Origin of the sequence: Sphingorhabdus sp., assembly GCF_040079335.1 — a bacterium.
Classification (GTDB): Bacteria; Pseudomonadota; Alphaproteobacteria; order Sphingomonadales; family Sphingomonadaceae; genus Sphingorhabdus_B.
Genome location: NZ_JBEBKL010000001.1, coordinates 62,049 through 74,856, shown reverse-complemented (window position 1 = coordinate 74,856; position 12,808 = coordinate 62,049). Strand labels below are relative to the sequence as shown.

Sequence of the window (12,808 nt, the reverse complement as noted above, 5' to 3'; positions counted from 1 at the left end):
CGTTGTCTTCCTTAGAGCAGACCAGCCATCACGCCAGCAGTATCGACCATGCGGTTCGAGAAACCCCATTCATTGTCATACCAGCTGACAACGCGAACCAGCTTGCCTTCCATAACAACGGTCGAGAGGCTGTCGATGGTCGAACTTGCCGGGCAATGGTTGTAATCGATCGAAACCAGCGGTTCGTCCGAATATGCCAATACGCCCTTCAAAGCGCCTTCCGACGCGGCCTTCAGCGCGGCGTTGATTTCCTCAACGCTTGTGTCGCGCGACGGCGTGAAAGTCAGGTCGACAAGGCTGACATTGGGTGTCGGGACGCGGATCGCTGCACCGTCGAGCTTGCCCTTCAGTTCGGGCAGCACTTCGGCAACGGCACGGGCAGCACCGGTTGTGGTCGGGATCATCGACATGCCCGCAGCGCGCGCGCGCCGCATATCCTCGTGGATCTGATCGAGGATTTTCTGGTCGTTGGTATAGGCGTGCACCGTTGTCATCAGGCCGCGCTCGATACCGACGGTTTCGTGAACAACCTTGGCGAGCGGTGCCAGGCAGTTGGTGGTGCAACTGGCGTTCGAGACAATCTTGTCATCTGACGTCAAGACACCGTGGTTGACGCCATAAACGATTGTTTTATCGACATTCTTTGCAGGAGCAGAAATCAAAACGCGCTTGGCGCCAGCGGCCAGATGCTTGCCCGCGCTGTCCCGATCGGTGAAGAAACCGGTGCATTCGAGCGCGATGTCGACGCCGTTCGCACCGTGCGGCAGGTTTGCCGGATCGCGCTCTGCGGTCACATGGATACGCTTGCCGTTGACGATGATGTCGTTTCCATCGGCCTCTACAGTGCCGGGAAATGCGCCATGCACGCTATCGCGTTTGAACAGCAGCGCGTTCGACTTGGCATCAGCCAGATCGTTGATCGCGACCAGTTCAAGATCATGGTCATTCCGTTCAAGGATTGCGCGCGCAACGAGGCGGCCGATGCGGCCGAAACCATTGATCGCAACTTTGGTAGCCATATTAAATACTCCCTTTAAGCTTTTAACTTAGCTTGAATTTTGTTCAATATTGCATCGACCGAGAAGCCAAAATGGTCATAAAGTGCTTCTGCCGGAGCCGAAGCGCCGAAACTGTCAATACCAATGTTGAGGCCATCATTGCCGGTATAACGCTGCCAGCCCAAGGTAACGCCCGCTTCGATCGAAACCTTGAGCGCATCATCGGGCAGGGTATTGGCGCGATAGGCGGCGTCCTGCATGTCGAAAAGCTCCCAGCTGGGCATGGAAACGACATCAGCGCCCTGCCCTGCGGCCTCAAGTGCATCAGCAACCGTCATTGCCAGTTCGACTTCCGACCCGGTCGCGACCAGCACCACCTTGCGCGGTGCGGCGGCGGCACGCAGACGATAACCGCCCTTGGCCGACATATTCTCGCTGATGTCCGTGCGCAGCTGTGGCAGGTTTTGGCGCGACAGTGCGAGCAACGCTGGGCCCTTGCGGTTCTTCAGCGCCAGTTCCCAGCATTCTGCGGTTTCAATCGTATCGCAAGGGCGGAAAACCGTCAGATTGGGCATCGCCCGCAGGCTGACAAGATGCTCGACCGGCTGATGGGTCGGGCCGTCTTCGCCCAGGCCAATGCTGTCATGCGTCATCACATAGACGACGCGTTGCTGCTGGATCGCCGACAGCCGGATGGCGTTGCGGCAATAGTCCGAAAACACCAGAAAAGTGCCGCCATAGGGAATGATCCCGCCGTGCAGCGCCATACCGTTCATCGCGGCCGCCATGCCGAATTCGCGGATGCCATAATAAATGTAGCGGCCCGCATAATCGTCACGCGTCAGCGGGCCGGTCGACTTTGTCTTTGTGTTGTTTGATCCAGTGAGGTCCGCCGAACCGCCGACCAGTTCCGGAACAGCCGCCGTCAACGCTTCCAGCGCCATTTCCGATGCCTTGCGCGTTGCCACCTTTGCCGGGTTGGCGATCAGCGACGCCAGATAGTCCGGCATCGCATTGTTTTGCGGCAAATCACCATTCATACGGCGCATAAACTCTGCGCCATTAGAGTTTGTAGATAAACGACTATTCCATTCCGCTTGTACATTTCCACCACGGCTGCCTGCGGCGCGCCATGCGTCCAGGATATCGGTGGGAACCTCAAATGGCGGATAATTCCAACCCAGTTCTACCCGGGCAGCGGCAATTTCGTCGGCGCCCAGCGGCGAGCCATGCGTCGCGGACGTCCCCTGCTTGTTCGGGGCGCCTTTGCCAATCAACGTCTTGCACGCAATCAGCGACGGACGTCCGTCCGCAATTGCGGCCTCTATCGCCCTTGAAATATCAGCAAAATCATGCCCGTCACAGCTTTCGACATGCCATCCAGTGGCAATATAGCGCGCCTTGATGTCCTCGCTGGTTGAAAGATCGGTGCTGCCGTCAATGGTGATGCGGTTATCGTCCCACAGAACAATCAGGCGGCCAAGCCCCAGATGTCCAGCCAAACCAATGGCTTCGTGGTTGATACCTTCCATCAGGCAACCGTCGCCCGCTATCGTCCAAGTGCGGTGATCGACCAGTTCATCACCAAAAACCGCATTTAGATGCCTCTCGGCAAGCGCCATGCCAACAGCCATGGCCAGCCCCTGCCCCAACGGACCGGTGGTGCTTTCGACGCCTTCAAGCTCGATATTTTCAGGATGACCGGCACATGGGCTGTGCAACTGACGGAAATTACGTATGTTTTCGATGGTTGGGCTGGCATAACCGCTGAGATACAGCGTCGAATAGGCCAGCATCGATCCATGACCTGCCGATAACACGAAGCGGTCCCGATCGGGCCATTTCGGCGCAGAAGCATCATATTTCAGATATTTGGCGTAAAGCACGGTCGCAACATCGGCCATGCCCATCGGCATGCCCGGATGGCCGCTATTAGCCGCCTGAACGGCATCCATCGAAAGCGCCCGGATCGCGTTGGCCATCATCTGAAGATCGGCGGACATGCAAATTACCCCTTTTGCCGCCCTGTAGAGCGGCCCCAGCTCAAGATTTTCATGATGACTGCACGAGTCGGCTCGCGCCTCCTTTGGGGAGCGAGGCGGCACGGGTCAAGCCAAAGTCACCAAGATTTGCGGCGATTGCCAATAGATCGCGCGTTGCCAATCACGCCGATTTTGCTAGTTTGTGCAAAGAACAGGGAACAAGCCATGGCACAACAACAAATGATCGAGGCAATCGGCAGGCTGGAGAGGGTCGTTTCACGGCTGGAACAGGCCAAAATGCCGCAAACATTGTCGACAAACCCTGAACTCGAACAACGCTATTCTGCGCTGAAATCGGCAACCGAACAGGCTGTCGCCGAAATTGACCGGTTGTTGGCACAGGAGGATTCTGCACATGGCTGAGGTCAGGCTGAATATCGTCGGACGCGAATATATCGTTACCTGTCGCGATGGCGAAGAGCAACGTTTGCTCGATTTAGGCACAATGGTTGACAGCAAAGCCCGCGAGGCAGGCGGTAGCGCAGGTGGTCTGAATGAGAGCCGTCAGCTCCTTTTTGCAGCGCTTTTGCTCGCCGATCAGTTGAACGAAGCCAATGGTGGCGTGGCGATGGTGCCCGCCAACAAGGCGATTGACGAGCAAACGGCGTTGAAAATGGCGCAATCACTCGAAAAACTGGCAGAACGTGTAGAATCTTTTGCGTCCGGGCTTGAGCAGACGTCGCAGGACGCCTAGATTGATGATGGCGGGACTGCCCGGCACGAGCTGAAGAGAACATCCCTGAGGCGATAATATCATCCAAGGGAGCTATCCCTGCCCGGGCCACTCTGGTTACAGTGGGGTCCGAAGCACATGGTGCCCACCTGACGTAATGGCGTCAGAGGATATTCCGGAAAACGACCCATGGTGGTTCCGCTACGTTTTTCAAAGGGTTGCAATTGCAGCAGAGTGACGTCAAATCCGAACTGCGACGCGAATTCAGAGCCAGGCGGGACAGTTTCATTGCCAGCCTGAATCGCGGTGAAGCAGAAATTGCTTTCAGCTGCCTCCCCTCCCCACTGGCACAGTTATGTAAACCCGGAAAAGTCGTCGCAGGCTATATTGCGATAGGCTCCGAGGCAGATCCTTCGAAGCTGTTGGCCGCTGCCGTCGAACGCGGATGTGCGCTCGCTTTGCCCCATGTCACCAGCAAGCTTTCGCCGATGCGATTTTTGCAATGGCAGGCAGGAGACCCGCTTGAAAGTGGGCCATTTGGATTGTCGCAACCCACGGCAGATGCGCCGCAAGTGACACCGGATGTCGTGCTCGTGCCGGTTGTTGCCTTCGATGCCAATCTGATGCGGCTCGGCCAAGGTGCCGGGCATTACGACCGTGCATTAAGCGTGTTGGGCAACAGCATCGCTGTCGGTATTGCTTGGTCAGCTCAACAGGCCGATAGTCTGCCTTTAGACCCTTGGGACATGCCTTTGGACGCCGTCCTTACCGAAAGAAGCTGGATCAGCCGATGAACCATCCAAATCCCCCGTCCAAACCCAGCTGGCGCAAGCCCACAGGCATGTTCATTATTTTGGGAATAATCACGCTGCTGGCGTGGGTTATCGGAAGTCAATCTGACGTCATCGGTGGCTGGCCGATCTGGCTGCAGGCAATTGTGTATCTGATATTGGGAACAATCTGGATCGCGCCTTTACGGCCATTGCTGATCTGGATGGAAACAGGAAAATGGCGCGAGTGACGGGGCTCGAACCCGCGACCTCCGGCGTGACAGGCCGGCGCTCTAACCAACTGAGCTACACCCGCTTAATGCGGTGACGGCGCTCCTAGAAGCGGGCGCTCTGGCTGTCAACAGAGAGAATGGAAGAAACGAAATTTTCTTGCGCATCCGCGATAGGCCCACTTGTTCGCCAGCTCTAAATCTTTTGGTGTAGTTTACCATTTCCGTTTGATTTTACAAGATTCGACATCATTGCGGTCATTATTATTATTATATATCAATATCCTATCTGATTAACAGCCCCTACCTTGGCTTAACCATTTCTTGACCCCCTTTTGCGATAAGGGCGTCATGTTGAAGTCCAATTCGTCCTGCAAACGTTTCCGCGACGCATTTCTGCGTCCTGCGGCAGTGTCTGCAATTGCACTCTCAAGCGCCCTGCTTGCGCCTGGCCAAGCGGCCTGGGCTGCAGGCACATTGGCCGGTACTAATATCGAAAATATCGCGACTGCCAGCTACGACACCGGCTCGGGCACGATTGACATCCAGTCGAACACCTCGGTGATCCTTGTCGACGAACTGCTGGACGTCACGGTGGCGAGCAGCGATCCAGGTGACGTACCAACCACGCCGGGCGCGACCAATGCCGTGCTCACTTACCGGGTGACCAACAACGGCAATGGTCCGGAAGCATTTGGACTTACGCCCAATGTTGCGAACAGCGGTGATGATTTTGATCCCACGCTGGCTCAGATCGTCATCGATACTAACAACAACGGCGTTTACGATCCCGGCGTCGATACCGTCTATGTAGCGGGCACCAATGATCCGCTGCTGTCGCCCGACCAGAGCATCACCATATTCGTCCTGACGAATATCGCACCGACCCAAGCCAATGGCGAACGCGCAAATGTCAGCCTAGTTGCTGCTGCGACAACGGGCACGGGCGCACCCGGAACGACATTCGCTGGTGCTGGCGAAGGTGGTGGCAATGCCGTGGTCGGATCGAGCGGCGCGGATGGCGAGGCTAGCGGATTCCTGCGTGTCGACGCTGCATCGGTGGCTCTGGCGAAGTCGGCAACCGTTGCAGATCCCTTTGGCGGTACGAATGCAGTACCCGGGGCCACAATCACTTACACAATTTTGGCGACGGTGAGCGGCGCCGGAACGTTGAACAATCTGGTCATCAATGATCCAGTCCCTGTTGGCACAACTTATGTTGCAGGCAGCATCACCCTACAGGCCGCCAGCCTGACTGACGCAGCAGACGTCGATGCAGCCAATTTCAATGGCACACGTGTGAGTGTTCAATTGGGCAACGTTCCCGCCGGTCAAACCCGCACCGTCACCTTCCAGACAGTTATACAGTGAGCATCGATATGAAAAAGACCATTTTTGCTTTGCTTTCCCTAGTTGCCGCACCCTCGGTAGCTGCGCCGCTAGAATTGGCCAGCGACGTGTTTGTTGAACGCGAACATAAGCGTCCTGACGGTTCGGTTGCTACGATATTGGAGGAACCCAAACTGGTTCTTCCTGGTGATCAATTGGTGTTCGTCGTGCGTTACAAGAATGTCGGCGCACAACCCGCATCCAAATTCACCGTCACAAACCCCATCCCGCGCGCGGTTGCCTTTTCGGGCACCGCCGATGGCACAGAAATCGTGTCGATCGATGGCGGAAAGAACTGGGGTCTTCTGACACAGCTTAAAGTCAGCAAAGCCGACGGCACCTTCCGTCCGGCTCTTCCCGGTGACGTCACGCACGTCAAATGGAATTTGAATCAAACGCTTGCGGTCGGATCGGCCGGCAAGCTCGTCTTTCGCGGGGTTGTACGATGACCTCCACCGAAAACCGTAAGGATTGCTGCGGCAAAAGCAATCAAACCCTCAGTAACAGGAGCATAAGCATGACCAGTAAGCTTAAATTCCTCGTTGCCGCGAGCACCCTTCCGGCTGTCATAATGAACGCGAGTTCCGCTTATGCCGCCGGAACCCTTGTCGGCACCGATATTACCAACAATGTTTCCGTCGCCTATCAGGTAGGCGGCGTCAGCCAAACTGCGGCTACGGATTCGAACATGTTCGAAGTTGACCGCAAAATTTTGTTTACCGTGCAGGAAGATGCCAATGTCACGACCTCGGTCGTGCCAGGTGAGCAAAATGCCTATACGACATTTGTTGTCAGCAATACGTCGAACGATACTCTGGATTTCTCGCTTAACCCGACGCAATTGGGTGGTGGCACGGCGACCCACGGTGGTACCGACGTTTTTGATGTCAGCAATCTGGAAGTTTTTGTCGATAGCAATGGCAACAACCAATATGATTTTGGCGTCGACACAGCGACCACAATCAACGATCTGGCTCCCGACACGTCGGTTCGTGTCTTTATTGTTGGAGACGTTGCGCTGACCCAGACTAATGGTCAGGTTGCAGGTGTCACGCTTTCGGCAACCGCTCTGAATAGCAACAACACGGCAATCACCGCTGCGACCGACGCAACGGCCAATACTGATGGCGTTGAAACCATCTTTGCCGACACGGGCCGTGACGGCATTGAATCGGATGAGGACGATTTCACAGTCAGCACTGCAAGCCTGACTGTCACCAAATTGAGCCGTGTCGTTCGCGATAACCTCAATGGTGCGGGAACCAGTGCAGATGCAACCAATCCGAAGGCCGTGCCTGGCGCGACCGTCGAATATTGCATCGTTGTTGCAAACACGGGTTCACAGACGGCGACCAATGTTGCCGTATCGGACGATCTTTCGCTCGTTCCCGACGTTACTTTTGATGCAAGCTTCACGCCCGCGACCGACGGCACTGTCGTTAGTGGTAATACCTGCACGGCAGGCGGTGGAACAGGCTCATTCGCCAGTAACATCGTGTCAGGCACGCTGACCAACATTGCTGCGGGCCAAACCCGTACGCTGGTTTTCCGCGTAACCATCGATTGAGGAAAAAGGGGGCGGCGGGCAGCTGTTCTGCCTGTCGCCCTCACTTCTTATGAGCACGTTAACCACATCCGTTATCTTCCGCGCCGGAACGCTGGCGGCAGCTACCCACTTGGCTGCCGCCTGCCTTCCCGCGCATGCGCAAAGTTTGCCGAATATCATCAGCAACACCGCGCAGGCCGAATGGACATCGGGCGGACAAACGCTATCGCGGCCCTCGAACAGTGTTGATATCGTTGTGGACCGATCCAATCCGCAACCAGCCACGCTCGAAGTCTTACATTTTACGAATTCCGGCACTTCTAGCTCGGTTCCTCTTCCACAAACCATGTGCCGAGGAACAAACGGGCTTCAACCGGTCAATCTACAGGGCGTTTTTGCCGGATATTCGACAAATCCGGCCTCAATAACGCCCGCAACGGCCATTCGGGCGGGCGAACCACTTGTCTTGAAGGTCATCGCACCGGGCCAGAACACAAATCCAGGTGCGATCGACAGTTTTGAAGCGCAGATTGTAACCGATAGCGGCGATAGCGAGCGCATCACGCTGACCGAGTCAGCGGCGAACAGCTCAACTTTCTACGCATTAATCAACACCAAGGCCGCACCGCCGGCAGCTGTGCAGGGCGATTGCGTTTTGTCGGTCCGTCCGGGCGATCAGCTGCATTTCGACCTTGGAAACGCGCAAAATGGCACTCCGATTGCCGGCGCTGATGTCGACATCTTGGTTGATCCCTTTGGCTTGACCTTTGATAGTGCTGACGGAACGGCCGTTAACGGCACCCAAGTTACGATTGTCGATGCCATTACAGGACTTCCGGCGCAGGTTTTCGGTGACGACGGGGTATCTACATTCCCGAGCACGATTGTCGCAGGCAGCACTGTTACCGACGGTAGCGGCGCAACCTATGCCTTTTCGCCAGGATTCTACCGATTTCCGTTCCTCAGACCGGGCGATTATCGCCTCGTTATCGGCCCACCGGCGCCCTACACTCATCCCTCGGTGGCAACCCCTGCCGAGATCGCTCTGCTAACGCGGCCAGATGGCGGCCAGTTCGTAATCGCGCCGGGATCTTACGGTGGGATCATCACATTGAGTGACCCGGCGCCGGTGCGCATAGACGTTCCTATGGATCGCCCGGGAGGCAGCCTGCAATTGCGCAAAACGACCTCTGCGGTAACCGCAATGCCGGGCGACGTGGTGCAATATCGCATCGAGGTGCGAAATCCCGATCGCTCACGAAATAGCGGGCCGGTGACGGTTACCGATATATTACCTAATTCCATGCGGTTACGCCTCGAAAGCGTGCGTTACAATGGCGTGCAGGTAGCTGCCACAGCCGCTGCCGATGGGTCGCAATTTTCAGTCTCGCTGCCTCCACTTTCGGGCGGCGCTTCAGGTCTCTTAACCTATTTGGCAGAAGTTCGGGTCGATGCCCGTCCCGGTGATGCAATCAATCGTGCTTCTGCGCGCGATAACCGAGGTGCTGCCAGCGAAACCGTTGACGCGGCCATCCGTATCGTTCGCGACGGCATTTCAGAGCGATTTACGCTTATCGGACGTATTACCGAAGGCGGCTGTTCGGTTGACCCACGTCAAGCGAAGGGCATCGCAGGCGTCCGTGTGATGCTGCAGGATGGCAGCTATACTGTTACCGATCAGGACGGCCGTTACCATTTCGAAGGCCTTGTGCCCGGCCTGCACGTGGTTCAAGTTGACCCAACAACGTTCCCGCTCGATCAGGCTCCGGTTGACTGCGCCAAGAACACGCGCAGCGCTGGAAACGCCATCTCGCGTTTCGTCGAAGGACGGGGAGGCAGCCTGAAACGTGCCGATTTCCGCGCAAAACGGGTCGCTCCGCGTGAAAATTCCGCTCAAAAGGCTATCCCCCTCCCAGTTGCAGCTACCGACCAGGAAGCAGCAGGTGCAGAACGCGACTGGTTTGCCGGACAACAGCCGGGCATCGGCTTCCTCTTCCCCGAAACCGGCCACAATCCGCGCGTCAAAACGATCCGCGTTGCTTTCAAGCATCTCCCACGCCAAAAAGTCGAACTGTCAATCAATGGCAAGCCGGTCGATCCGCTGAATTATGACGGCACCAAGAAGAGTGCGGACGGTAAAATGCGTGCAGCAATCTGGCGCGGTGTAGCCATTCAGGAAGGCAACAACCGTCTGGTTGCGAAGGTTACCGACAATGACGGCAACCTGATCGAAACAGTCGAGCACAATGTCTATTACGCCAATGCGCCCATCAATGCGCAATTTGTGAAGGACAAGTCCGTTCTTCTCGCCGATGGCGTCACTCGTCCGCGTATTGCCGTTCGCTTGACCGACCGTAACGGCAAACCGATCCCGCATGGCGCTGTTGGCGATTTCCAGGTCACCGATCCTTATCGCGCTGCGGTTGAAATTGACGCGCAGCAGGCCCAGCAGCTCTCCGGCCTCGAACGTGCCGCCCCCGTCTGGCGCGTGCATGGCGACGAAGGCATCGCCTATATCGAACTCGAACCGACCACAGCTTCGGGCACCGTTGCGATCACGCTTCCCTTCCAGGATGGCGAAGTGAAGCGCACACAACGCATCGAAACCTGGCTCGATCCAGGCGACCGCCCCTGGACCGTGGTTGGCTTTGCAGCCGGCACGCTGGGCTTCAACAAGCTTGAGGAAGGCCTTGAGGATCTGGTTGGCGAAGACGATCAACTGAACGTCGATGGTCGCATCGCGCTCTACGCCAAAGGTCGTGTAAGCGGAAAATGGCTGATGACGCTGGCTTATGACAGCGACAAAAAGGCTGATGACACCCGCTTTGCCGGCACCATCGACCCGCGCCGTTATTATACCGTTTATGCAGACCGCAGTGAGCAGCGTTACGACGCCGCATCGATCCGTCGTCTGTACCTGAAGCTCGAACGTCCGCAATTCTACGCCCTGTTCGGCGACTATCAGACCGGCATCGATGAGCCCGAACTGGCTCGCTATCAGCGCAGCTTCAACGGCATCAAAGCCGAATATCGCAGCGACGAGGTGCACGCACAGGCCTTCGCCGCCGACACCCCCTATCGCTATCGCCGCGAAGAAATCCAGGGAACCGGCCTGACCGGCCCCTATGCCCTCGCCGCGCGCGATATCCTTGCGAACAGCGAGCGCATCACCATCGAAACACGTGATCGCCTGCAGTCGAACATCATCATCGACCGCAAAAACCTTGTGCGCCATATCGACTATGACATCGACTATCTCGCCGGAACGCTGCGTTTCCGTGAACCCATCCTGTCGCGTTCGAGCGGTCTCAACCCGCAGTTCATCATCGCCGAATATGAAGTCGATGGCATTGGCAAGCGTGTCAACAATGCGGGCGGCCGCGTCAAATGGCAATCGCCGGACCAGAAACTGCAGATTGCGGCGACCGCGATCCATGACGAAACCGATACCGACAAAACCAATCTTGTCGGCGCGGATGTCCGTTATCGTCCGACCACCAACACCGAACTGCGCGCCGAATTTGCCGCGACCGATGGCAAAGCCAATGCAGGCAGCACAACCACCGATGCTGGAGGCGCTTCGGCTGTTCTGCTCGAAGCCGAACATCATGGTTCGAAATTCGATCTGCTGGCCTACTATCGTCGCCAGTCGGCCCGCTTCGGCGTCGGCCAAACCAATCGTAGCGAAGTTGGAACTGAGAAGTTTGGTCTCGATGGCCGCTATCGTCTGACTGACAAACTGTCGATCTCGGCAATCGGCTATCAGGAAGATTATATCGAAACTGGCGCTCGTCGCATCGCGGGCTCTACTGAGCTCGAATATCGGAACGACAAAGCTTCTCTGCGCGCCGGTATCACCCATGCCGACGACACGCTGGCTGACGGCACAACCAACAAATCGACTCTGGCGCGCATCGCCGGGTCGTACAAGGTTACCAGCAAACTCGAACTCGACGCACAGACCGAATTCGCACTTGGCGGCGAAGACGAAAGCATCGACTTCCCTGCCCGCCATCGCCTCGGTGCGCGGTACGCGATCCGCAACGATATCGCGCTGGTCGGTAGCTATGAAATTGCCAAGGGTGAGAATATCGACGCTCGCACGGCACGTATCGGCTTTGATATCGCCCCCTGGGCTGGCGGCCGCATCGTTGCGAGCGCTAACCAGCAGGATATTGGTGAATTCGGAGCCCGCAGCTTCGCATCTTATGGCCTCGCACAATCGTTCAAGATCAACGACAAATGGTCGGTCGACTTCACGCTCGATGGCAACCAGACCATCGGCGGTTTTGATCGCAGCGATGTGATCAACCCGCTGCAGCCAGTTGCTTCCGGCGGATTCCTGGGCAGCGATGGCACGCTGACCGAAGACTTTGTCGCTGTTACCGGTGGTGCCAGCTATCATGGCGAACGTTGGAGCTGGACCGGTCGTGCCGAATGGCGTGATGGCGACACGACCCAGCGTTATGGCCTGACGACCGCTATTCTGCGCCAGATTGGCGAAGGCAAAGCTGTCGGTGGAGCGCTCAACTGGTTCAAGGCAAAGCAGAACGGCGGCGCATCAACGACAACGGCACAGGCCGAAGTCAGCTGGGCCAACCGCCCCTCGGGCAGCCAGTGGTCGTTCCTCAACAAGACCGAATATCGCTATGACGCAGTCAAGAACGCAACCGCAGGCCTTCCCGGCCCGGTCGGTGGCGCGCCGTTGCTGGTGAGTGGAGACGTAAAGTCGACCCGCATCATCAACAGCCTGTCGGTCAACTACACCCCGATCGACGAACGCGATGGCAACTTCATCGAACGCGGCGAATACGCGCTTTTCTGGGGCACCCGCTACAACACCGACCGCTTTGGCGCGGACGATGTGAAGGGCTGGAGCAATGTTGTCGGCGCGGATCTGAAGTTCGACCTGTCGGATGTCGCTGATATCGGTGCCTCTGGCACGGTGCGTATCGGCTCCGGTGGGCAGAATATCGCCTGGTCGGGTGGACCGACGCTGACTGTGACGCCATTCAAAAACGCCAATGTAACGCTCGGCTATAACTTTGTCGGCTTCGAAGATCGTGATTTCGAAGAGGCGCGCTACACCCGCAGCGGCCCCTTCCTGACCTTCAAGCTGAAGTTCGACCAGACCAGCTTTCAGGGCCTGGGGCTGTAAGC

At 57.0% G+C, this 12,808-nt stretch carries 10 protein-coding genes and 1 tRNA gene; 8 read left to right on the top strand and 3 right to left on the bottom strand.

What is annotated here, in order from left to right:
• Window positions 1-11: 11 nt before the first annotated feature.
• On the bottom strand, window positions 12-1,019 hold the full coding sequence (gene gap, locus ABL922_RS00320) for a type I glyceraldehyde-3-phosphate dehydrogenase (RefSeq protein WP_349022209.1): 1,008 nt from the start codon (window positions 1,017-1,019) through the stop codon (window positions 12-14).
• 14 nt (window positions 1,020-1,033) lie between these two features.
• Complete coding sequence (gene tkt, locus ABL922_RS00315; protein WP_349022208.1) at window positions 1,034-3,001, bottom strand: transketolase; 1,968 nt, start codon at window positions 2,999-3,001, stop codon at window positions 1,034-1,036.
• Window positions 3,002-3,205: 204 nt separating this feature from the next.
• Between tkt and ABL922_RS00310 the strand changes: the two genes are divergently transcribed.
• From ABL922_RS00310 to ABL922_RS00295, 4 genes are all read left to right on the top strand, one after another.
• Window positions 3,206-3,403 carry a hypothetical protein gene (locus ABL922_RS00310; RefSeq protein ID WP_349022207.1) on the top strand — a complete coding sequence of 66 codons (198 nt, stop codon included), beginning with the start codon at window positions 3,206-3,208 and terminating at the stop codon, window positions 3,401-3,403.
• Window positions 3,396-3,734, top strand: a complete 339-nt coding sequence (locus ABL922_RS00305) for a cell division protein ZapA (protein ID WP_349022206.1) — start codon at window positions 3,396-3,398, stop codon at window positions 3,732-3,734. Before ABL922_RS00310 ends, ABL922_RS00305 begins: the two co-directional genes overlap by 8 nt.
• Before the next feature lie 197 nt (window positions 3,735-3,931).
• Window positions 3,932-4,507, top strand: a complete 576-nt coding sequence (locus tag ABL922_RS00300; RefSeq protein WP_349022205.1) for a 5-formyltetrahydrofolate cyclo-ligase — start codon at window positions 3,932-3,934, stop codon at window positions 4,505-4,507.
• Window positions 4,504-4,734 (top strand): DUF2842 domain-containing protein, encoded by a 231-nt coding sequence (locus tag ABL922_RS00295; protein ID WP_349022204.1) that lies wholly within the window; start codon window positions 4,504-4,506, stop codon window positions 4,732-4,734. The genes ABL922_RS00300 and ABL922_RS00295 overlap by 4 nt, the downstream gene beginning before the upstream one ends.
• Here the strand turns inward: ABL922_RS00295 and ABL922_RS00290 are convergent.
• Window positions 4,723-4,799 (bottom strand) — tRNA-Asp (locus tag ABL922_RS00290). The two genes, ABL922_RS00295 and ABL922_RS00290, sit on opposite strands and share 12 nt — an antisense overlap.
• Window positions 4,800-5,064: 265 nt before the next feature.
• Between ABL922_RS00290 and ABL922_RS00285 the strand changes: the two genes are divergently transcribed.
• The 4 genes from ABL922_RS00285 to ABL922_RS00270 all read left to right on the top strand — a co-directional run bounded on the left by ABL922_RS00285 (window position 5,065) and on the right by ABL922_RS00270 (window position 12,806).
• Window positions 5,065-6,084: a hypothetical protein gene (locus ABL922_RS00285; protein ID WP_349022203.1), complete on the top strand. Its 1,020-nt coding sequence runs from the start codon at window positions 5,065-5,067 to the stop codon at window positions 6,082-6,084.
• Between the two features lie 8 nt (window positions 6,085-6,092).
• Entirely contained in the window at window positions 6,093-6,551 is a 459-nt protein-coding gene (locus ABL922_RS00280) for a hypothetical protein (RefSeq protein WP_349022202.1), read from the top strand.
• A 68-nt stretch (window positions 6,552-6,619) separates the two neighbouring features.
• Entirely contained in the window at window positions 6,620-7,669 is a 1,050-nt protein-coding gene (locus tag ABL922_RS00275) for a hypothetical protein (protein ID WP_349022201.1), read from the top strand.
• A gap of 49 nt (window positions 7,670-7,718) precedes the next feature.
• A complete protein-coding gene (locus ABL922_RS00270; RefSeq protein ID WP_349022200.1) occupies window positions 7,719-12,806 on the top strand; it encodes a hypothetical protein in 5,088 nt (1,695 codons plus the stop codon).
• The last annotated feature ends 2 nt before the right edge of the window (window positions 12,807-12,808 follow it).